The 19,354-nt window shown below is 70.0% G+C and carries 23 protein-coding genes; 17 read left to right on the top strand and 6 right to left on the bottom strand.

The window, feature by feature from the left end:
- The first annotated feature begins 252 nt into the window (after nt 1–252).
- From NLX83_RS17280 to NLX83_RS17215, 14 genes are all read left to right on the top strand, one after another.
- Nucleotides 253–1,938: a nitrite/sulfite reductase gene (locus tag NLX83_RS17280; protein WP_254235871.1), complete on the top strand. Its 1,686-nt coding sequence runs from the start codon at nt 253–255 to the stop codon at nt 1,936–1,938.
- Nucleotides 1,935–2,096, top strand: coding sequence for an Insertion element protein (locus NLX83_RS17275; protein WP_086827869.1), 162 nt, complete (start codon nt 1,935–1,937; stop codon nt 2,094–2,096). Before NLX83_RS17280 ends, NLX83_RS17275 begins: the two co-directional genes overlap by 4 nt.
- Nucleotides 2,093–2,773 carry a phosphoadenylyl-sulfate reductase gene (locus tag NLX83_RS17270; protein WP_254235870.1) on the top strand — a complete coding sequence of 227 codons (681 nt, stop codon included), beginning with the start codon at nt 2,093–2,095 and terminating at the stop codon, nt 2,771–2,773. The genes NLX83_RS17275 and NLX83_RS17270 overlap by 4 nt, the downstream gene beginning before the upstream one ends.
- Nucleotides 2,766–3,710, top strand: coding sequence for a sulfate adenylyltransferase subunit CysD (gene cysD, locus NLX83_RS17265; protein ID WP_254235869.1), 945 nt, complete (start codon nt 2,766–2,768; stop codon nt 3,708–3,710). The genes NLX83_RS17270 and cysD overlap by 8 nt, the downstream gene beginning before the upstream one ends.
- Nucleotides 3,710–5,011 carry a sulfate adenylyltransferase subunit 1 gene (locus NLX83_RS17260; protein WP_254235868.1) on the top strand — a complete coding sequence of 434 codons (1,302 nt, stop codon included), beginning with the start codon at nt 3,710–3,712 and terminating at the stop codon, nt 5,009–5,011. The genes cysD and NLX83_RS17260 overlap by 1 nt, the downstream gene beginning before the upstream one ends.
- Before the next feature lie 20 nt (nt 5,012–5,031).
- Nucleotides 5,032–6,105 (top strand): ABC transporter substrate-binding protein, encoded by a 1,074-nt coding sequence (locus tag NLX83_RS17255; protein ID WP_254235867.1) that lies wholly within the window; start codon nt 5,032–5,034, stop codon nt 6,103–6,105.
- Nucleotides 6,106–6,112: 7 nt separating this feature from the next.
- A complete protein-coding gene (locus NLX83_RS17250) occupies nt 6,113–6,874 on the top strand; it encodes an ABC transporter ATP-binding protein (RefSeq protein WP_254235866.1) in 762 nt (253 codons plus the stop codon).
- Nucleotides 6,861–7,733 (top strand): ABC transporter permease, encoded by an 873-nt coding sequence (locus NLX83_RS17245; RefSeq protein WP_254235865.1) that lies wholly within the window; start codon nt 6,861–6,863, stop codon nt 7,731–7,733. The genes NLX83_RS17250 and NLX83_RS17245 overlap by 14 nt, the downstream gene beginning before the upstream one ends.
- Nucleotides 7,730–8,464, top strand: coding sequence for a sirohydrochlorin chelatase (locus tag NLX83_RS17240; protein ID WP_254235864.1), 735 nt, complete (start codon nt 7,730–7,732; stop codon nt 8,462–8,464). Before NLX83_RS17245 ends, NLX83_RS17240 begins: the two co-directional genes overlap by 4 nt.
- A gap of 231 nt (nt 8,465–8,695) precedes the next feature.
- Nucleotides 8,696–9,319, top strand: a complete 624-nt coding sequence (locus NLX83_RS17235; RefSeq protein WP_254235863.1) for a cyclase — start codon at nt 8,696–8,698, stop codon at nt 9,317–9,319.
- A gap of 143 nt (nt 9,320–9,462) precedes the next feature.
- Nucleotides 9,463–10,077 (top strand): cyclase, encoded by a 615-nt coding sequence (locus tag NLX83_RS17230; protein ID WP_254235862.1) that lies wholly within the window; start codon nt 9,463–9,465, stop codon nt 10,075–10,077.
- A 196-nt stretch (nt 10,078–10,273) separates the two neighbouring features.
- Entirely contained in the window at nt 10,274–11,044 is a 771-nt protein-coding gene (locus NLX83_RS17225; RefSeq protein ID WP_254235861.1) for an enoyl-CoA hydratase-related protein, read from the top strand.
- A 146-nt stretch (nt 11,045–11,190) separates the two neighbouring features.
- Nucleotides 11,191–12,156, top strand: a complete 966-nt coding sequence (locus tag NLX83_RS17220) for a hypothetical protein (protein ID WP_254235860.1) — start codon at nt 11,191–11,193, stop codon at nt 12,154–12,156.
- A gap of 2 nt (nt 12,157–12,158) precedes the next feature.
- Nucleotides 12,159–12,518 carry a GntR family transcriptional regulator gene (locus tag NLX83_RS17215; protein ID WP_254235859.1) on the top strand — a complete coding sequence of 120 codons (360 nt, stop codon included), beginning with the start codon at nt 12,159–12,161 and terminating at the stop codon, nt 12,516–12,518.
- Here NLX83_RS17215 and NLX83_RS17210 read toward each other — a convergent pair.
- Genes NLX83_RS17210 through NLX83_RS17200 form a run of 3 tightly spaced genes read right to left on the bottom strand, consistent with a single transcriptional unit; the run spans nt 12,505 to nt 13,464 of the window.
- Nucleotides 12,505–12,795 carry a barstar family protein gene (locus NLX83_RS17210; RefSeq protein ID WP_254235858.1) on the bottom strand — a complete coding sequence of 97 codons (291 nt, stop codon included), beginning with the start codon at nt 12,793–12,795 and terminating at the stop codon, nt 12,505–12,507. The two genes, NLX83_RS17215 and NLX83_RS17210, sit on opposite strands and share 14 nt — an antisense overlap.
- A 22-nt stretch (nt 12,796–12,817) precedes the next feature.
- On the bottom strand, nt 12,818–13,258 hold the full coding sequence (locus NLX83_RS17205) for a ribonuclease domain-containing protein (protein WP_254235857.1): 441 nt from the start codon (nt 13,256–13,258) through the stop codon (nt 12,818–12,820).
- Nucleotides 13,255–13,464, bottom strand: coding sequence for a hypothetical protein (locus NLX83_RS17200; protein WP_254235856.1), 210 nt, complete (start codon nt 13,462–13,464; stop codon nt 13,255–13,257). Before NLX83_RS17200 ends, NLX83_RS17205 begins: the two co-directional genes overlap by 4 nt.
- A gap of 77 nt (nt 13,465–13,541) precedes the next feature.
- On the opposite strand from NLX83_RS17200, the gene NLX83_RS17195 reads away from it, so the two are divergent.
- Entirely contained in the window at nt 13,542–14,507 is a 966-nt protein-coding gene (locus NLX83_RS17195) for a zinc-binding dehydrogenase (protein WP_254235855.1), read from the top strand.
- Between the two features lie 209 nt (nt 14,508–14,716).
- Entirely contained in the window at nt 14,717–15,382 is a 666-nt protein-coding gene (locus tag NLX83_RS17190) for a response regulator transcription factor (RefSeq protein WP_254235854.1), read from the top strand.
- A gap of 88 nt (nt 15,383–15,470) precedes the next feature.
- Here the strand turns inward: NLX83_RS17190 and NLX83_RS17185 are convergent, their stop codons facing one another.
- Both NLX83_RS17185 and NLX83_RS17180 read right to left on the bottom strand, forming a co-directional pair.
- Nucleotides 15,471–16,079, bottom strand: a complete 609-nt coding sequence (locus NLX83_RS17185; RefSeq protein ID WP_254235853.1) for a DsbA family oxidoreductase — start codon at nt 16,077–16,079, stop codon at nt 15,471–15,473.
- A gap of 14 nt (nt 16,080–16,093) precedes the next feature.
- Nucleotides 16,094–16,759, bottom strand: a complete 666-nt coding sequence (locus NLX83_RS17180) for an MOSC domain-containing protein (protein ID WP_254235852.1) — start codon at nt 16,757–16,759, stop codon at nt 16,094–16,096.
- Nucleotides 16,760–16,849: 90 nt separating this feature from the next.
- Here NLX83_RS17180 and NLX83_RS17175 point away from each other — a divergent pair, with 90 nt between their 5' ends.
- Complete coding sequence (locus NLX83_RS17175; RefSeq protein WP_254235851.1) at nt 16,850–18,286, top strand: amino acid permease; 1,437 nt, start codon at nt 16,850–16,852, stop codon at nt 18,284–18,286.
- Here NLX83_RS17175 and NLX83_RS17170 read toward each other — a convergent pair.
- Nucleotides 18,283–19,329 carry an NAD(P)H-dependent flavin oxidoreductase gene (locus NLX83_RS17170; RefSeq protein WP_254235850.1) on the bottom strand — a complete coding sequence of 349 codons (1,047 nt, stop codon included), beginning with the start codon at nt 19,327–19,329 and terminating at the stop codon, nt 18,283–18,285. The two genes, NLX83_RS17175 and NLX83_RS17170, sit on opposite strands and share 4 nt — an antisense overlap.
- Nucleotides 19,330–19,354: the final 25 nt, after the last annotated feature.

Below are 19,354 nucleotides of genomic sequence, written 5' to 3'. Positions count from 1 at the left end.
ATTCGGATGGCGGTAGACCAAGCCGTGGACCCATGGCATCGTCGAGGCATGACCTCGGATGGCCTGCCGCTCGTGGCTCGACGCCACGTCGATCAGTTGCGCGTGGCCAGTTCCCTGTGTCGGCTCGGTCTGTAGACCGCGCCGAAGTCTGTCTTCATCCAGCCGGCGCCGGTCGCGTCGGCTGAGCTCTCCCACCGGTAGTCCCGGGACTCTGCCTGCGCGCCCAGCGCTCCAGACCCCCGGAGGACTCCGATGGTCCCCCCTACCACCACACCGACCCGGCGCCCGCAACAGCGCCGGGGTGAGGGGCAATGGGCGCTCGGCTACCGCGAACCGCTGAACCCCAACGAGCGCTCCAAGAAGGACGACAACCCGCTCAACGTCCGCGCGCGCATCGAGAACATCTACGCGCACCGCGGCTTCGACTCGATCGACCCGGGTGATCTCCGAGGGCGTTTCCGCTGGTACGGGCTGTACACGCAGCGCAAGCCGGGGATCGACGGCGGGCGCACCGCCGTGCTGGAGCCCGAAGAGCTCGACGACGAGTACTTCATGCTGCGGGTGCGCATCGACGGCGGCGCGCTGACCACGGAGCAGCTGCGCGTCGTCGGCGAGATCTCCCAGACCTACGCGCGCGACACCGCCGACATCACCGACCGGCAGAACATCCAGTACCACTGGATCCGCATCGAGGACGTGCCGACGATCTGGCAGAAGCTGGAGGCGGTCGGCCTGAGCACCACCGAGGCGTGCGGCGACAGCCCGCGCGTCGTGCTGGGCTCGCCGGTGGCCGGGATCTCCTCCGACGAGGTCATCGACGGGACGCCCGCGATCACCGAGATCGTCGAGCGCTACATCGGGGACCCGGCGTACGCGAACCTGCCGCGCAAGTTCAAGTCGGCGATCTCCGGGCAGCAGGACATCGCGCACGAGGTCAACGACGTCTCCTTCGTCGGGGTGGAGCACCCCGAGCACGGGCCGGGCTTCGACCTGTGGGTCGGCGGCGGGCTCTCGACCAACCCGATGATCGCTCAACGACTGGGCGTGTGGATCCCGCTGGACGAGGTCCCGGACGTGTGGGAGGCGGTGATCAGCGTCTTCCGCGACTACGGCTACCGCAGGCTGCGGCACCGGGCGCGGATCAAGTTCCTGCTCAAGGACTGGGGCACGGCGAAGTTCCGCGAGGTGATGGAGACCGAGTACCTCAAGCGCCCCATGCTCGACGGGCCCGCCCCGGAACTGCTCGCGCGGCCGATCGACCACGTCGGCGTGCACCGGCAGAAGGACGGGAAGTTCTACGTCGGAGCCGCTCCGGTGGCCGGGCGCGTCTCGGGTTCCACGTTGGTGGCGCTGGCGAAGACGGCGGAGCGGGCCGGGTCGCGGCGGGTCGCGTTCACCCCGTTGCAGAAGCTCGTGGTGCTCGACGTCGCCGAACGGGAAGTGCCCGCGCTGTCGGAGGAGCTGGCCAAGCTCGGGTTGCAGCCGAACCCCTCGCCGTGGCGGCGCTCCACCATGGCGTGCACCGGCATCGAGTTCTGCAAGCTCGCCATCGTGGAGACCAAGGCCCGCGCGCTGTCCCTTGTGGACACGTTGGAGGAGCGGCTCGCCGATGTTCAGTCCACTTTGGACACTCCGGTGAGCATCCACATCAACGGCTGCCCCAACTCCTGCGCCCGCATCCAGGTCGCCGACATCGGCCTCAAGGGGCAGATCGTCACCGACTCCGATGGCAGGCAGGTCGAGGGTTTCCAGGTGCACCTGGGCGGCGGCCTCGGGCTGGACTCCGGTTTCGGGCGGAAGTTGCGCGGTCACAAGGTGACTTCGGCCGAGCTCGGCGACTACGTGGAGCGCGTGGTGCGCAACTTCGTGAAGCAGCGCACGGACGGCGAGCGCTTCGCTCAGTGGGTCACCCGCGCCGAGGAGGCGGATCTGCAATGAGCGAACGCGCAGCCGCTTTCTATTGCCCGTACTGCGGGGATGAGGACCTTCGTCCCGAGCCGGAGCCGCACGGTGCCTGGTTGTGCGGTGGGTGCCGTCGCGTGTTCGCCGTGAAGTACGTCGGTTTGTCGTCCACGACTGCGGAGGTGAGCAGGTGACCACGCGCGAGTTGGCCGAGAAGGCTTCGGTGGAACTGTCCGAGGCCAGCGCGGGAGAAGCCCTGGCGTGGGTGGCGCGGACCTTCGGGGACCGGTGGATCGTCGCGTCGAACATGCAGGACGCCGTGCTCATCGACCTCGCCACCAAGGTGAAGCCGAACGTGGACGTGCTGTTCCTGGAGACCGGCTACCACTTCGCGGAGACCATCGGCACCCGTGACGCGGTGGAGACGGTCTACGACGTGAACATCGTCAACGCCCAGGCCGAGCAGAGCGTCGCGGAGCAGGACGCCGAGTACGGCAAGGACCTCTTCGCCCGCGATCCCGGCAAGTGTTGCGCGCTGCGCAAAGTCGTTCCGCTGCAACGGACTCTCGCGCGCTACGAGGCGTGGGTGACCGGAGTGCGCCGGGTGGACGCGCCGACGCGGGCGAACACGCCGATCGTGCAGTGGGACGAGCGCAACGGCCTCGTCAAGATCAACCCGATCGCGGCGTGGACCGACGACGAGTTCAACCACTACATCGCCGAGAACGGAATCTTGGAGAACCCCTTGGTGCAGGAGGGATATCCGTCCATCGGGTGCGCACCGTGCACCGCGAAGCCGTTGCCCGGCGCCGACCTGCGCAGCGGCCGTTGGGCCGGACTCGCCAAGACGGAGTGTGGTCTTCATGGGTAAGGGCACTATCGATGTCACGGACAGTGTCTCTGGTTCGATCCTGCAAGCAGATCTCACACTCGACGCGCTTGAGGCCGAGGCGATCCACATCTTCCGCGAGGTGGCGGGCGAGTTCGACAAGCCGGTGATCCTGTTCTCCGGCGGCAAGGACTCCACGCTGCTGGTGCACTTGGCGTACAAGGCTTTCTGGCCCGCGCCGATCCCGTTCCCGTTGCTGCACGTGGACACCGGGCACAACTTCGACGAGGTCATCGAGTTCCGCGACAACCTCGTGGACAAGCTCGGCGCGCGCTTGGTGGTCGCGAAGGTCCAGGACTGGATCGACGACGGCCGCCTCACCGAGCGTCCTGACGGCACCCGTAACCCGCTGCAGACGGTGCCGCTGCTGGACTCGATCACCGAGGGCAAGTTCGACGCGGTGTTCGGCGGCGGTCGGCGCGACGAGGAGCGGGCGCGGGCGAAGGAGCGCATCTTCAGCCTGCGCAACGCTTTCGGCCAGTGGGACCCGCGCCGCCAGCGGCCGGAGCTGTGGAGCCTCTACAACGGCCGCCACCGCCCCGGCGAGCACGTCCGGGTGTTCCCGCTGTCCAACTGGACCGAGCTGGACGTGTGGCGCTACATCGACCGGGAGAACATCGAGCTGCCCTCGATCTACTTCGCCCACCGGCGCGAGGTCTACCAGCGCGACGGCATGTGGCTGACCTCTGGACCGTGGGGCGGGCCGAGGGAGAACGAGCCGGTCACCGAGATGACCGTGCGCTACCGCACCGTCGGCGACGGCTCGTGCACTGGCGCCGTCCAGTCCGAGGCGTCCACTGTGGACGAAGTGATCACCGAGGTGACCGCGAGCAGGCTCACCGAGCGCGGGGCCACCCGCGCCGACGACCGGCTCTCCGAGGCCGCGATGGAAGACCGCAAGCGGGAAGGGTACTTCTGATGAGCGACCTGTTGCGGCTCGCGACCGCGGGCAGCGTGGACGACGGCAAGTCCACTTTGGTCGGACGCCTGCTTTACGACACGAAGTCCGTGCTCGCCGACACCCTTGAAGCCGTGCACCGCGCGAGCGCGGACCGTGGACTGTCCACTCCGGACCTGTCGCTGCTCGTGGACGGGCTGCGGGCGGAGCGTGAGCAGGGCATCACCATCGACGTGGCCTACCGTTACTTCGCCACGCCCAACCGCAGCTACGTGCTCGCCGACACCCCAGGCCACGTGCAGTACACCCGCAACACCGTGACCGGCGCCTCGACCGCGCAGCTCGCGATCCTGTTGGTGGACGCGCGAAAAGGCGTGCTGGAGCAGACCAGAAGGCACGCCGCGGTGCTGGCACTGCTGGGCGTTCCCCGGCTTGTGCTGGCGGTCAACAAGATCGACCTGGTCGGCTTCGACAAGGCGGTGTTCGACACGATCTCGCGGGAGTTCACCGAGTACGTCACCGGTCTCGGCTACACCGCCGACGCACTGGTGATCGTGCCGGTTTCCGCGCTGCACGGGGACAACGTGGTCGAGCGCTCCGAGCAGACGCCCTGGTACACCGGGCCGACCCTGTTGGAGCACTTGGAAACCGTGCCCGTGGCGCCGGACCCGCGCGATGTGCCGCTGCGTTTCCCGGTGCAGTACGTGATCCGCCCACGCACGCCGGAGCACCCCGACTACCGGGGCTACGCCGGGCAGGTCGCGGCGGGTGTCGCGACGCCGGGCGACGAGGTGGTCGTGCTGCCGTCCGGCAGGCGCAGCCGCATCGAGCGCGTGGACACCGCGGACGGCCCGCTCGGCGAGGCGACCGCGGGCCAGTCGGTCACCGTGCTGCTGGCCGACGACATCGACATCTCCCGCGGCGATGTGATCGCGGCGGCCGACGACCAGCCGAAGCTCGTCGACGAGCTGGACGCGACGATCTGCTGGCTGGCCGAGAAACCGCTGCGCGCGGGCGCTCGCGTACTGGTCAAGCACGGCACCAGGACCGTGCAGGCCATCGTCACCGAGCTCTCCGGGCGCTTCGACGAACAGAACCTGTCCCTTGTGGACGGTCCGGAGGCGTTGTCGCTCAATGAGATCGGCCGCGTGGTGATCCGCACCTCGGAGCAGCTGCCGGTTGACGACTACGTGGCGAGCCGCCGCACGGGCTCGTTCCTGGTGATCGACCCGGCGGACGGCGGCACACTCGCCGCTGGGCTTGTCGGCGCACCACTGCCGCTGCGCGGCGGTGTACCGGTCCAGCTCTCCCCCGGCCCCTAATCCCCTTTCAGGAGGGTCACGTGCTCCGCACCATCGCGATCGCAGTCGTCGCCGCCCTGGCGCTCGGCGCGTGCACCCGTGCCGACGGGGGTCCGGCCGAGGACAAGCCGATCGCCGACGCCGGACCGGCCGCGGAACTGCGGCTGGGCTTCTTCCCGAACGTCACGCACGCGGCCGCCCTGGTCGGCATCGACCAGGAAAAGGGCTTCGTGGCCAAGGAACTCGGCGCGACGAAGCTGAGCACCCAGGCGTTCAACGCGGGGCCGTCCGCGATCGAGGCGCTGCTGTCCGGCTCGCTGGACGCCACGTTCGTCGGCCCCAACCCGACGATCAACGCCTTCACCAAGACCAAGGGCGAGGCCGTGCGGCTGATCGCGGGCGCGGCCTCCGGTGGCGCGCAGCTCGTGGTGAAGCCGGAGATCACTTCGGTGGAACAGTTGCGCGGCAAGACGATCGCGACCCCGCAGCTCGGCGGGACGCAGGACGTGGCGCTGCGGGCGTGGCTGGCGCAGCAGGGCCTGAAGGTCGACACGACGGGCGGCAACGACGTCAAGGTGCTCACCACCGACAACCCGCAGACGTTCGACGCGTTCCGAAGTGGACAGTTGGACGGCGGCTGGCTGCCGGAGCCGTGGGCGTCGCGGCTGGTGCTGGAGGCGGGCGCGAAGGTGCTCGTCGACGAGCGGCAGCTGTGGCCGGAAGGCAAGTTCCCCACCACTGTGCTGATCGTGCGGACCGAGTTCGCCAAGAAGCACCCGGAGACCGTGAAAGCGTTGCTGCGCGGGCACGTCGCCGCGGTCCGGTGGATCAACACCGAACCCGCGGCGGCGAAGAAGGTGGTCAACGCGAGCCTGGCCAAGAACGCGGGCAAGCCGCTCGCGGAACTGGTGCTGGACCGCGCTTTCAGTCAGATCGAGTTCTCGTTCGACCCACTCGCCGGGCGCTTCCCCAAGCTGTCGAAGGACGCCGTGGCGGCCGGTGTGACCAAGCAGGAGATCGACCTCAAGGGCCTTGTCGACGTCACGGCGCTCAACGAAGCGCTGAAGGCGGGCGGTCTGGCCACAGTGGACGCTTCCGGACTCGACAAGAAGTGAGGCTGCCATGACCGCGATCCTCGAAAAGGCCACCAGTGTTGACCACGTCGTAAGGCTTTCCGGCGTCGGCAAGTCCTTCGGCACCGTCGCGGCGCTGGACGGTGTCGACCTCGACGTCAAGCCCGGCGAGTTCGTCTGCCTGCTCGGCGCGTCCGGCTGCGGCAAGTCCACGTTGCTGTCACTGGTCGCCGGGCTGGACAAGCCCACGACCGGTGTCGTTGATGTCCACAGTGGACGACCGGCCGTCGTGTTCCAGGAGCCCGCGCTGATGCCGTGGCTGACCGCCGCGCGCAATGTCGAACTTCCCTTGAAGCTGCGCGGGATCGGGCGCGCCGAACGCGAGGAGCGGGCCGCGAAGCTGCTCGACCTGGTGCGCCTCGGCGATGCCGCCCGCAAGCGCCCGCACGAGCTGTCCGGCGGTATGCGGCAGCGGGTCGCACTGGCCCGCGCGCTCGCGACCACCCTCGACGACAGTGACACGGGCGCTCCGCTGCTGCTGATGGACGAGCCCTTCGCCGCGCTGGACGCGATCACCCGCGATGTGCTGCAAGGGGAACTGCGGCGGATTTGGGCGCAGACCGGCACTTCCGTGCTGTTCGTGACGCATGACGTGCGCGAGGCGGTGCGGCTCGGGCAGCGCGTCGTGCTGCTGTCCTCCCGGCCCGGCCGAGTGGTCCGCGAGTGGGAGGTCAGCGACGGCGGGGAGGACCTGGCGCACGAGATCACCGGTGAGCTGCGAGGAGTGATCTCCAGTCATGCCAGAGGTTGACCACAGGGCGCTCGAAGCGGGACTGGACGCGCTGGACACCCCCGCTGCCGAGCAGCGGGGGCCTCGCGGACTGCGCCGCTTCGCCGCGGTCGTGCTGCCGCCGGCCGTCGCCGTTGTGCTGATCATCGTGGTGTGGCAGGCGTTGTGGGCCTCGGCGCTGTGGCCGGAGTGGAAACTGCCGTCGCCCTTGGCGGTGGCGGGTGAGTTCGTGCGGTTGGCCGGGGAAGGCCGGATCACTGAGACGCTGTGGACCTCGACCCACCGCGCGGTGCTCGGCTTTCTCGTGGCGGTGGCGATCGGCACACCGCTGGGGCTGGTCGTGGCGCGGGTACGAGTGGTGCGCGCCGCGATCGGCCCGTTGCTGAGCGGCCTGCAGAGCCTGCCGTCCGTGGCGTGGGTGCCCGCCGCGGTGCTCTGGCTCGGCCTGAACGACTCGATGATCTACGCGGTGGTGCTGCTCGGCGCCGTGCCCTCGATCGCCAACGGCCTGGTGGCCGGGATCGACCAGGTGCCACCGCTGCTGCTGCGGGTCGGTTCGGTGCTCGGCGCCGGACGGCTCCAGTCGGCGCGGCACGTGCTGCTGCCCGCGGCGCTGCCCGGCTACCTGGCCGGGTTGAAGCAGGGCTGGGCGTTCTCCTGGCGCTCGCTGATGGCCGCGGAGATCATCGCGCGCTCCCCCGACCTCGGCATCGGCCTCGGCCAGCTCCTGGAACAGGGCCGGTTGCTCACCGACATGTCCACGGTGATCACCGCGATCCTGCTCATCCTCGCCGTCGGCGTCGGCGTCGACCTGCTCTTCTTCCGTCCACTGGAACGGCGCGTGCTCCGTTCCCGCGGCCTCACCGGAGCCCCCGCATGACGATTCCTTTGGTGGCAGTCGCCCACGGCAGTCGCGATCCCCGTTCCGCGGCAACGGTTTCGGAGCTGCTGGACGTCGTTCGCCGACTCCGGCCGGGGCTGGACGTGCGGGCGGCCTTCCTCGATCTGTCCGCGCCGCGCCTTCCCGAGGTGCTGGGCGGTGTCGAGCGGTCGGCCGTCGTGGTGCCGTTGCTGTTGGGCAGCGCATTCCACGCGCGGGTCGACGTTCCGGGCGCGGTCGCGGAAGCCGTTGCGCGGCAACCACTTCTGGACGTGCGCATCGCCGACGTGCTCGGTCCCGATCCGCGGCTGGAGTCGGCGGCGTGGCGGCGGTTGCTGTCCGCTGGCGTCGACCCCGCTGATCCTGAGCTCGGCGTCGTGTTGGCGGCGGCCGGGTCCTCGCACGCGCCCGCGAACGCCGCTGTGGCCGATGTGGCGCGGCGGTGGCAGCGCGGCTCGCGGTGGGCGGGCGTCGAGGCGGCGTTCGCGGCGTCGGCCCAGCCCGACGTGCCCGCGGCCGTGGAGCGGCTGAAAGCCCGTGGTGCGCGGCGGATCGCCGTGGCTTCGTGGTTCCTCGCGCCGGGCAGGCTGCCGGACCGGATCATCGACCTCGCCGGGCCATCTGCCGTGGTGGCCCCGCCGCTCGGGGACGACGTCGAGGTGGCCGAGCTCGTGCTGCACCGCTTCGACGCGGCGCTGGGCGCGGCTTTCCACGCGGCGCGGTCGGCATGACGACGCGGCGGATCGACACCACGGCCGTGCTGGTCGCGGCGGTGCTGATCGTCGCCGCCTTTCTCGGGCTCATACCGCCCGTACCGTGGTGAGCCAATTCCCGTGACCAGAATTCACTGAAGGCGAGAACCTACTTTCGTCGCATCACTGGAAAGCATTGGCCGTGCGAGGCTCGCTTTCCTCCCGCCGCCGAAGCCGGGAGCGCACCATTCACAAAGCGAGGTTTCGTCGATGAGCCCTGCCCGCATCGCCCTTGGCGGCTCCCTTGTCACTGCACTGGCGCTCGCCCCCGTGCTCGCCCTGGCCACCCCCGCATCCGCCGCGTCGGTGACCTTCGCCTGCCAGGCCAAGACGCCGATCGGCCCGATCAACGCCAGCGTCACCCAGGCCATGGAGGCCAAGGCGCCGGCGACGGTCAAGCCCGGCGCGGAGTTCGAGCTGGTCTTCGACCCGCCCGCGAGCACCATCCCGGGCACGATCAACGGGGTGAAGGTGCGCGAGGTGAAGAACTTCAAGCTGGCCGTGCCGGTCCCGGCGAACTCCACGTTCATCTCGGTCGCGCTCTCCGGCGGCGTCGGCGTCGGCACGCCGACGATCGTGCAGGAGGGCGGGAACATGGTGGTCACGCTCGCCGGGCCGCTCAAGGGCGGCGCCGCGATCGAGATCCCCACGATCACCGTGAAGCTCAAGGCGGGCGCGTCCGGGACCATCGAGAGCAAGCTCGGCGGGACCAGCTTCGACAAGCCGGGCCTGACCTTCACCGGCACCGCCGAGTTCGGCCCGCTCCCGGTGGACGCCCCGGTGGCCTGCTACCCGGACCCCAACCCCGCGCTGACCACCACGAAGATCGCCTGATCCCCCGTGCGGGCGCCGACCCTGCTCCGGCGCCCGCACGGACGCGAACCCCGACCTTCGGCGGGTTACCCGGAGGTAGGCCCCGTGTGATGCTCGCATTCCCGCCGCCGTTGTCGGGAATGTTGAAGAAGCGAGGTCAGCAGATGTCCCCTGCATCTCGAATCGCTCTCGTCGCCGCCATGGCCATCGCACCGGTATTCGCGTTGGCCACTCCTGCCGCCGCAGCCCCCATCGTCTACAAATGCGAGGCGACCACGCCCATCGGCAAGGTCTCCGCCACGCTCAACCAAGAGGTCACAGCCACCGCGCCGGCCACGGTCGCCGCGGGCGGGGATGTGGCCGTCGTCGTCGACCCGGCCCCGAACAAGGTTCCGGCGAAGGTCGGCGACTACACGCTCAAACAGGTCAAGAACTTCGCACTGAAGGTTCCGGTACCGGCGAACTCGACGTATGTCTCGTCGAGTTTGTCCGGCGGTTCCGGAGTCGGCGAAGCCACGGTGACCCACGAAAACGGGACGCTGGTGCTCCGCCTTTCCGCGGCCCTCGCCGGTGGTGCCGACTTCGAACTGCCCACGCTGACGGTGAACCTGAAGGCGGGCAGCTCCGGAACGATCGAGTCCAAGCTCGGCGGAACGAGCTTCGCCGATCCGGGCCTGACCTTCATCGCCACCGCGCAGACGATCCTCGGCGACGTCGACGCGCCGACCGCCTGCTACCCCGACCCCAACCCCGCGCTCACCACCACGACCATCTCCTGACCCCCGCGGACCCGTGGCGGAGCCTCGCACTCCGCCACGGGTCCGCCGGTCTTCAAGTACCCCCGACCCCGCATTCGATCGTCTTTAACCGCACGACCGTGGTGTGCGGTTAAAGACCGCTGGGGCGGGGGTTCGTGGTACTTGAAGACGCCCCGACCACGGCGGCCGGGGAGGATGGGCGCTTAGAGTGCCTTGCATGGCTGACGAGCTGGTGCACTACTCCGTGGAGCGCGGGGTCGCGACGATCACGCTGGACTCCCCGCACAACCGCAACGCGTTGTCCGCTCAGCTGCGCCGGGAACTGCGCGCGCACCTGACGACCGCGATCGAGGCGCCCGAGGTCCGGGTGATCGTGCTCGACCACACCGGCCCGGTGTTCTGCTCGGGCATGGACCTCAAGGAGTCCAAGGGGGCGGGCTCCACCGCCCAGGGCGTCAACGAGTTCCCCGAGCTGCTCCAGCTGATCTGGGAGAGCCCCACCCCCGTGGTCGTGAAGCTGGCGGGCCCGGCGCGCGCGGGCGGGGTCGGCCTGGTCGCCGCGGCGGACATCGCGGTCGCGGCCGAGGACGCCAGCTTCGCCTTCACCGAGGTCCGCATCGGCGTGGTGCCCGCGGTGATCTCGGTGACCGTGCTGCCGCGGCTGCTGCCCAGGGCCGCGCACGAGCTGTTCCTGACCGGGGAGAAGTTCGACGCGGCCAAGGCCGCGCGGATCGGCCTGATCAACTCCGCCGTGCCCGCCGACCGGCTCGACGACGAAGTGCGCCGCTTCACCGGCATGCTCGCCCTCGGCGCCCCGCAGGCCCTCGCGGCCACCAAGCAGATGCTGCGCAGGCACCCGGTGAGCATGGCCGACGACTTCGCCGCGATGCTCGACCTCTCCGCCAAGCACTTCGCGGGCGAGGAGGGCCAGGAGGGCATCGCCTCCTTCCTGCAGAAGCGCCCCGCCTCCTGGGTCCCCCAGGACTGATCACCCGGGCAGGGGCCGACTCGGCCCCTGCCCGCATCCCTTGCCCACACCCGTCGGCAACTTGTTATAGTTGTATGCAAATAAGAGGTGATCCGCCGTGGCGTTGTCCGTCTTCCTCGGGTGCGCCGGAGAAACGAGGTAGGCCCATGCAGTCGCCGAAGTTCGTGCGCAGGTTCCTGCTGACGCTCGCGCCGCCGGTGCTCGTGCTGGGCGCGGCGCTGCTGACCTTCCACTCCCTCGCCGAGCGGTTGCCGGACCCGCTTGCCGCCCACGTCGGACCGTCCGGGCGCACGGACAGCTACCTGTCGGGCCCGCAGTTGCTCTCCGTCTTCTCGTTCCCGCTGAGCGCGATCAGCCTGCTGTGCCTGGGCATGTTCGTGGTCGCCCGGCGCAACCCGCACGCGCAGCGCTTCCTGGTCATGACCAGCTTCGCGGTGGGCGGCCTGCACGCGGCGATCTTCGCGGTGGTCATGACCGCCAACCTCGACGTCGCCGACGCCAGGACCGTGGTCTTCGGGTGGTGGACGCTGCCGCTGCCGCTGCTCGCGGCCGTGCTGTCCGGGGCGCTGGGCTACGCGTTGGCGGGCAAGGTCGTCCTGCCGAAGCGCGACGACCCGCTCCCGGCGGACGCGCCGCGGCTCGAATTGGCCGAGGGGGAACGCGTGAGCTGGAGCCACACCATGACCTCGCGGCTGCCGTTGGTCGGCGCGACCGTCATGGTGGTCGCCGCGCTGGCGCTCGGGTTCACCGTCTCCTGGCACGCGGCGATCATCATCGTGCCCGCGTTGCTGCTGGTGCTCACCGCGTCGGTCCGGATCACCGTCGACGGCAACGGGTTGTCCGTGCGCTCCGCGCTGCTTCGCAGGCCGCGCAAGCAGATCGCGCTGGAGCAGATCAAGCTCGTCCGGGTGCGGACCGTCGATCCCTTCAGGGACTTCGGCGGCTGGGGCTACCGCCACCGCGGCGGCGCCTCCGGTGTCGTCCTGCGGGCGGGCGACGCGCTCGTCGTCGAGTTGGACAATGACATCGACTTCGTCGTCACCGTCGACGACGCGGACACCGCGGCCGCGCTGCTGAACTCGCTCGCCGAGCGGGCGAGAACCAGGGACTGACCATGCTGATCAGAATCGACCCGTCCTCCTCCGTGCCCCTGGGCGACCAGGTCGCCGCCTCCGTGCGCGGCGCCATCGCCGACGGCGCGGTGAAGGCGGGCGACCGGTTGCCGCCCGCGCGGGAGCTGGCGGAGTCGCTGGGGATCAACCTGCACACGGTGCTGCGCGGTTACCAGCAGCTGCGTGACGAGGGGCTGATCGAGCTGCGCCGCGGTCGGGGCGCGGTGGTCGCGGACGGGGCGACCGGCCAGCGGGCGGAGCTGGTGCGGCTCACCCGCGAGCTCGTCGCGACCGCACGACGGCTGGGACTCGCCGAACCGGAGGTGCTGGACCTGGTGCGGGGGGAGCTCAGTTCGCGGTGAGCCGCAGCACCAGCCTCGGGTTGGCCTCCGCGGCGTCCTCCAGCACGTCGCGCACCCGGCCGTAGGCGTCCGGGTCCTCCTCGGCGAGGACGTGGTGGTCGGTCCAGACCAGCACGTGGTTCCCGACGGGCAGCCAGGACAGGTCCACCAGGCAGTCGTAGAGCGCGTCGAGGTTGCGTCCGAAGTAGGACGGGAACGACATGGCCTTGGCGATCGCGTCGATCGCCGCGCTCTTGGAGTTGACGGTCGTGCCGTCGACCACGTGCCTGGTGGTCATTGCCTCACCTCACTGGAAACGGTCATCGGGACGGGTCGACGACGACGAAGCTCTTGTAGTGGTCGGCGGTGTAGTAGACCTCACCGGACTGACCGGTCACCAACCGGCGTGCCCCCCTGTTGCTCTCCCCCGGGGTCGGCACGGTGAACTCGCGGTAGTAGCCCCTGGCCTTGGCGGGCAGGACGCCCTCGCGGTTGAAGAAGTCCACGTTGTCGTTCTTGGGGTACTTGTACGGACCGCCCGCCCGGACGCTCTCCCATGTGGTCCCGGCCTCCTTGGGCAGCCCGCTCAGCGCGCACACCCGCAGCCCGCTGGCCGCGCCGGGGACCTTCGACTGGGCCGAGGCGGACGCGCACCCGCCCGGGGGCTCCGAGCCGGTGAACAGGTCCCGGGCGAACCAGCCGACCACGACGAGCGCGACCAGTCCGACCAGGGCGACGGTGATCCGCCTTCGCGAGGTCACCGGGTGCGTTCCCGTTTGTCGGCGGCGTTGCGGCGGGCGGTGTTCAGCGCGGCCGAGACGCGGTCGACCGCCCGGTCGATGCCGAGCGCGACCCCCCAGCAGACCGGCAGCAGCACGGCCATGACGAGGACGAACTGGAAGGGGAACCAGAGCCCGACCACCCAGAACTCCACGCCGTCCCACCAGGAGACCAGCCAGTCAAACACGTTGTGCACCTTACGCCCCGCGCCCGACGTGACCGGCGTCACGGGCACCATCCGGACGGCGGCGCTAGGTTTCGTTCATGTTCGCCGTGTACGCCGACGCCCCGCACCCCGACGACCCCCTGGCCGGCCTCGTGGTCGGCGAGCGCCCCGAACCACAGGTCCCGGACGACTGGGTGCCGGTGACCGTGCGCGCGGCCAGCCTGAACATGCACGACCTGTGGACGCTGCGCGGGGTCGGCATCAAGGCCGAGCGCTTCCCGATGATCCTCGGCTGCGACGGCGCGGGGGTGCTCGCCGACGGCACCGAGGTGGTGCTGCACTCCGTGGTCACCTCGCCGGGCTGGACCGGGGACGAGACCCTCGATCCCAGGCGCACCCTGCTCACCGAGCTGCACCAGGGCACCTTCGCCGAGACCGTGGTGGTGCCCGCGGCCAACGTGCTGCCCAAGCCCGCCTCGATGACCTTCGCCGACGCCGCCTGCCTGAGCACCGCGTGGCTGACGGCCTACCGGATGCTGTTCGTGAAGTCCGAGCTGCGGCCGGGCCAGACCATGCTCGTGCAGGGCGCCTCCGGCGGCGTCGCCACCGCGCTCGTCCAGCTCGGCCGCGCCGCCGGGCTGCGGGTGTGGGCGACCGGGCGCAGCGAGGCCAAGCGCGCGCTGGCGCAGCAGCTGGGCGCGCACGCGACCTTCGAGTCCGGGGCGCGGCTGCCGGAGCGGGTCGACGGCGTCTTCGAGACGGTCGGCGAGGCCACCTGGAGCCACTCCATGCGCAGCCTCAAGCCGGGCGGCGTGATCGTCTGCTCCGGCTCCACCACCGGCGGCAACCCGCCAGCGGACCTGCAACGGCTGTTCTTCCTCCAGCTGCGCGTCGTGGGCTCCACCATGGGCACCCGCGCGGAGCTCGCCGACCTGATCTCGTTCATGGACGTGGCCGGGCTGCGGCCGAGCATCGGCGCCGAACTGCCGATGGAGCGGGCCGAGGAGGGCTTCCGCGCGATGCTCGACGGCGATACCGCCGGGAAGATCGTTTTCACGCGTTAGCAGCTGCTTGAAACGTCGATGAAGCCCCCGCCGGGTGCGTAGAAACCGCTAGACTCGCCGTGCCCCGCGAGGGGTGCAGGTAATGAGAAAAATGGGTGCCCGTAACAAAACCATTGCTGGACCGCATGGGGGCGGTCCGTAGCGTTCACATGGACACACCCTCGTCCGGTCCGGCGCGCAGCGGTAACCGAGGAAGTGGGGGCTTCCGAATGATGCGAGTCGGCTACATCACCGGAGACAGACCAGCGGCGTCGTGGATCTACACGCTCAACGGCGATCTCTACGGTCTGAACATCGTCGACGTCTGGTACGACGCGGTCACGGCTCTGGCACAGCCGCCCCGGTCGGACATCGACGTGTGGCTCGTGGACCACGACGCGATCGCCGGTCACTGGGAGGTCTTCGACCGGCACCGCGAGCGGGACGGCAGGCTCGTCCCGGTCATCGTGGTCTGTGCCAGTGAGGAACACGTGGCCCGCACCCTGCGCCGCAGGGTCAACGCGGTACTGACCGAGCCCGTCGGGGCCTGGGACGTGCTGTGCGCGGTGTCCGCGGCGGCGAGCGGCGAGCTGTTCATCTCGCCGCGCATGCTGAGGCAGTACAGCCAGGAGATCATCCACCTCCTGTCGCCGAGCGACCGGCGGCCGGAGGAGGAGCTGACCGAGCGGGAGACCGAGGTTCTTCGGTTGCTCGCGGAGGGCATGTCGAACTCCCGGATCGCGGCCTACCTGCACATCTCCAGCGCCACGGTGGGCACGCACGTGCTCAGCATCCGGCGCAAGCTGCAGGCGGCCAACCGCACCGAGGCGGTCGTCCAGGCCTACCGGATGGGCCTGGTCACCAACCGCTCCGTGCTCGAATCGAGCGCGATCTAGCACCACCGCACGACACGGCGAAGGCCCGGCGGCCACCTCGGGGGAGGTCAACCGCCGGGCCTTCGCCCGTTCTCAGGCGCTCTGGTTCTCAGGCGCCGCGCAGCAGGTCGAGCAGGACCTCGGCGGACTGCGCGCCCGCGACGCCGCGGCGGCCGACCACGAACGTCGGCACCGAGCGCACCCCGATCGCGATGCCCTCGGCCAGCTCGGCCCGCAGCGCGTCCACGTCCTCGTCGTCGGAGAGGTCCACGCCGGGCAGGCCCGCCTCGGCGGCCAGCGCCGTGAGCGCCGCCCGGTCACCGAGGTTGACGCCCTCGGCGAAGTAGCCGCGGAACAACCGCTCCTGGACCGCGTCCTGCACGCCCTGGCGCGCGGCGAGGGCCAGCACGCGGTGCGCGTCGAAGGTGTTCGCGCGGACCGCCCGGTCGAGGCGGTACTCCAGGCCGACCTCAGCCGCGGTCGCGGTCACCCCGGCCATCATCCGCGCGGCCTGCTCGGCGCCGCCGAACTTCTCCGCCATCGCCTCGTCGAGCGGGCGTCCGTCGCTGCTGCTGCCCGGGTCTAGCTGGAACGGGCGCCACCGCACCTCGACGTCCTCGCCGCCCTCGGCACGCCAGGTCTCCAGTGCCTGTTCGAGTCGGCGTTTGCCGATGTAGCACCAGGGACAGACGACGTCGGACCAGACCTCTAGTCGCATGCCAGCGGCAACACTCAGGTCTGGCGGACTGTTCCCCGCTGTGCTCCGGCCAACAGCTTCTCGGTGTGCTCGGCCCACGGGTCCGGGAGGTGGGCCAGCACCGGCGGAATCCGGTCGGCAAGCTCTCGGTTGCCGAACAGGAAAGCGAACAGCGTCGCCACCGACACGTCGTGCTCCGGCCGGTCGACCAGTTCCACGGTGTCCCCCGGGCTGACCTCTCCGGCCTCCTCCACCGCGAGGTACGGCCCGGGGCGACCGACCTGGGTGAACTCCTTGACGAGCTTCTGGTGATCCCAAAAGCCCGCGAAGACCACGCAGGGCGAGCGCGGCCCGGTCACCCGCAGCAGCGCTCCGCCGATCCGCCACCGCTCCCCGACGAGCGCGGCGTTGGCGTCGAACCCGGCCAGGGTCAGGTTCTCACCCGCGTTGCCCGGCACCAGGTCCTTGCCGAGTCGCTCCGACCAGTAGCGCAGGTCCTCCAGCTGGAAGGCGTACGCGGCCTGGTACCAGGCGCCGTGCACCGCGCGGTCGACGACGGTGTCCCCCGCTACCCCGTCCGGGGTGAACATCGTCGGCCCGGCCGTCGGGCGCTTGTCCATCCCGGAGCTCTTCTTGCGGCCGGTCCACGCGGCGGTACTGACGACGGCAAGGTTGACTGACTCGACACACCCCAGCTTCATGTGATGAACGTAGCGCTGCTCTTCCTGAGGTGTTCAACTACTTTTCGCGCCTGGATCTGATGCGCACCGTCGCGCGTGGAGGGAGAAGGCATGACTACAGCAGGCCCCCGGGGTGGTCGGAGCGTGTTCCGACGCAAGCCGGTGGAACAGATCGCCTCCGAGCACGAGGGCGAACTGACGCGGTCCCTCGGGCTGTGGCAGCTCACCGCGATCGGCATCGGCGGCATCATCGGCGCGGGGATCTTCTCCCTCGCCGGAGCCGTCGCGAACAAGACCGCGGGCCCGGCGGTGCTGATCTCGTTCCTGATCGCGGGCGTCGCCAGCGCCGCGGCCGCCTTCGCCTACGCGGAGTTCGCCGGGCTGATCCCCAAGGCGGGCTCGGCCTACACCTACGGCTACGCGGTGCTCGGCGAGATCGTCGGCTGGTTCATCGGCTGGGACCTGTTGCTGGAGTACACCGCGATCGTGGCGGTGGTGGCCATCGGCATCTCCGGTTACTTCACGAAACTGCTGGGCTTCCTCGACATCGACCTGCCGCAGTGGATGCTCGGCGCCCCCGGCACCGAGCCGGAGGGCGTCGCGGCGGGCACGTACTCGGTGAACCTGTTCGCCGTGCTGCTGTGCCTGCTGATCGCGTGGGTGCTGAACATGGGCATGAAGAACGCCGCCCGCTTCGAGACCGCGCTGGTGTGGCTCAAGGTCGGCGTGGTGGTCCTGGTGATCGCGGTCGGCTTCTTCTACATCGACACCGGCAACTACACCGACTTCTTCCCGTTCGGCTTCACCGGAGCGGTGACCGGCGCGGCGACGGTGTTCTTCGCGGTCTTCGGCTACGACGCGATGAGCACCGCCGCCGAGGAGTCCAAGGACTCGCAGAAGCACATGCCGAAGGCGATCATCTACTCGCTGGCCATCTCGATGGTGCTCTACGTGCTGGCCTGCCTGGTGCTCACCGGCATGATCCCGTTCGCCAAGATCGACGGGGAGGCCGCGTTCGCCGACGCCTTCGCGCAGGTCGGGCTGCCGCTGATCGGCATCATCATCGCCGTCGGCGCGATCCTGGGCATCCTCACCGTGATGTTCACCTTCATGATGGGCGTGACTAGGGTCGGCTACTCGATGAGCCGCGACGGGTTGCTGCCCAAGTGGTTCGCCAAGACCCACCCGGTGCGCAAGGTGCCGACCAGGATCACCTGGATCGTCGGTGTCGCCTCGGCGTTCATCGCCGGTTTCCTCAACATCAACGAGGCCGCCGAGCTGACCAACATCGGCATCCTGCTGGCGTTCGTGGTGGTCTGCATCGCGGTGATCGTGCTCCGCTACCGCCAGCCCGACCTGCCCAGGAGCTTCCGCTGCCCGTGGATGCCGGTCGTCCCGCTGGTCGGCGTCGCCTTCTCGATCTGGCTGATCACCTTCCTGCAGTGGGAGACCTGGCTGCGCTTCGGGGCCTGGTTCGCGGTCGGCCTGGTGATCTACTTCGCCTACTCCTACCGCAAGTCCGAGCTGAACAAGGCGGATCAGCCCTAGGGCCACCGGCGGCGAGCCCGGGACACCGCGTCCCGGGCCTCGCCGTCCAGCCGGGCGAGCAGCTCCGCGGCGGGCAGGTCCCGGCAGAGCGAGTACGCCTGCCCGGCCCACAGCGACGTGGCTTCCGGGTCTCCGGCGCGATTCGCCGCCGCCCGCAACGGTTTCGTCAGGTGGTGCAGCTGCGGGTACGCCGAGGGCGCGTCCGCGCTGTGCTCGACGAGGAACCGGTTGACCAGCCCGCGCGCGGGGCGTCCGGTGAACGCCCGCGTGAACTCCGTCGGCCTGTCCCCCGCCAGCGCCTCGCGGTGCACCGCCGCGGTCCCCGCCTCAGGACACCGCAGGAAGGCCGTTCCCAGTTGCGCCGCAACGGCTCCAGCGGTCAGCACCGCCGCGATGTCGGCCCCGTGCATCAGTCCGCCGGTGGCGATCACTGGCACGTCCACGGCCTCAAGGACCAAGCGGAGCGCCGTGAGCAGCCCGTAGCTCGGACCGCCCGCGGGTGATCCGTCGTCGACGAACAGGCCGCGATGCGCGCCGGCGTCCGCGCCCTGCACGCACAGCACGTCGGCTCCGGCGTCCACGGCGATCCGCGCCTCGGCGGGCGTGGTCACGGTGACGACGACCTGAATACCGTTGTCCCGCAAGCGACGTACGACCGCGGGCTCCGGACAGCCGAACGTGAACGACACCACCGGCACCCGCTCGCGCACGACCAGGTCGAGCTTGGCCGCGTAGTCGTCGTCCTCCCAGCGGGGATCGCCGAGCGCCACCGCGTACCGATCGGCCTCCGCGCGCAACGACGCCGCATAGCCGCGAAGGTCCGCGGCGCTCTCCGGCCCGGGCACGAAAAGGTTGACACCAAAGGGATGCGGGCCGAGCTCCCGGGTCTTGGCGAGGTGCCCGGCCACCGCCTCCGCCGACAGGTACCCGGCGGCGAGGAACCCGAAGCCGCCCGCCGCGCCGACCGCCGTCACCAGCTCCGGCGTGGACGCGCCACCCGCCATGGGTGCGACGACGACCGGAATGCGCAAGTCCGCCAACATCCTTCGGACCCTAGACCCGGTTCAC

Source organism: Allokutzneria sp. A3M-2-11 16 (genome assembly GCF_024213555.1).
Lineage (GTDB): Bacteria > Actinomycetota > Actinomycetes > Mycobacteriales > Pseudonocardiaceae > Allokutzneria.
This window is presented reverse-complemented; position numbering and strand designations above follow the sequence as displayed.

What these genes read in the sequence shown, in the direction of transcription:
- NLX83_RS17245 (WP_254235865.1), top strand. Translation starts at nt 6,861, where the DNA reads ATGCCAGAGGTTGACCACAGGGCGCTCGAAGCGGGACTGGACGCGCTG.
- NLX83_RS17240 (WP_254235864.1), top strand. Translation starts at nt 7,730, where the DNA reads ATGACGATTCCTTTGGTGGCAGTCGCCCACGGCAGTCGCGATCCCCGT.
- NLX83_RS17260 (WP_254235868.1), top strand. Translation starts at nt 3,710, where the DNA reads ATGAGCGACCTGTTGCGGCTCGCGACCGCGGGCAGCGTGGACGACGGC.
- NLX83_RS17195 (WP_254235855.1), top strand. Translation starts at nt 13,542, where the DNA reads ATGTTCGCCGTGTACGCCGACGCCCCGCACCCCGACGACCCCCTGGCC.
- NLX83_RS17235 (WP_254235863.1), top strand. Translation starts at nt 8,696, where the DNA reads ATGAGCCCTGCCCGCATCGCCCTTGGCGGCTCCCTTGTCACTGCACTG.
- NLX83_RS17220 (WP_254235860.1), top strand. Translation starts at nt 11,191, where the DNA reads ATGCAGTCGCCGAAGTTCGTGCGCAGGTTCCTGCTGACGCTCGCGCCG.
- NLX83_RS17280 (WP_254235871.1), top strand. Translation starts at nt 253, where the DNA reads ATGGTCCCCCCTACCACCACACCGACCCGGCGCCCGCAACAGCGCCGG.
- NLX83_RS17210 (WP_254235858.1), bottom strand. Translation starts at nt 12,795, where the DNA reads ATGACCACCAGGCACGTGGTCGACGGCACGACCGTCAACTCCAAGAGC.
- cysD (WP_254235869.1), top strand. Translation starts at nt 2,766, where the DNA reads ATGGGTAAGGGCACTATCGATGTCACGGACAGTGTCTCTGGTTCGATC.
- NLX83_RS17275 (WP_086827869.1), top strand. Translation starts at nt 1,935, where the DNA reads ATGAGCGAACGCGCAGCCGCTTTCTATTGCCCGTACTGCGGGGATGAG.
- NLX83_RS17225 (WP_254235861.1), top strand. Translation starts at nt 10,274, where the DNA reads ATGGCTGACGAGCTGGTGCACTACTCCGTGGAGCGCGGGGTCGCGACG.
- NLX83_RS17170 (WP_254235850.1), bottom strand. Translation starts at nt 19,329, where the DNA reads ATGTTGGCGGACTTGCGCATTCCGGTCGTCGTCGCACCCATGGCGGGT.
- NLX83_RS17175 (WP_254235851.1), top strand. Translation starts at nt 16,850, where the DNA reads ATGACTACAGCAGGCCCCCGGGGTGGTCGGAGCGTGTTCCGACGCAAG.
- NLX83_RS17190 (WP_254235854.1), top strand. Translation starts at nt 14,717, where the DNA reads ATGATGCGAGTCGGCTACATCACCGGAGACAGACCAGCGGCGTCGTGG.
- NLX83_RS17215 (WP_254235859.1), top strand. Translation starts at nt 12,159, where the DNA reads ATGCTGATCAGAATCGACCCGTCCTCCTCCGTGCCCCTGGGCGACCAG.
- NLX83_RS17180 (WP_254235852.1), bottom strand. Translation starts at nt 16,759, where the DNA reads ATGAAGCTGGGGTGTGTCGAGTCAGTCAACCTTGCCGTCGTCAGTACC.
- NLX83_RS17250 (WP_254235866.1), top strand. Translation starts at nt 6,113, where the DNA reads ATGACCGCGATCCTCGAAAAGGCCACCAGTGTTGACCACGTCGTAAGG.
- NLX83_RS17230 (WP_254235862.1), top strand. Translation starts at nt 9,463, where the DNA reads ATGTCCCCTGCATCTCGAATCGCTCTCGTCGCCGCCATGGCCATCGCA.
- NLX83_RS17185 (WP_254235853.1), bottom strand. Translation starts at nt 16,079, where the DNA reads ATGCGACTAGAGGTCTGGTCCGACGTCGTCTGTCCCTGGTGCTACATC.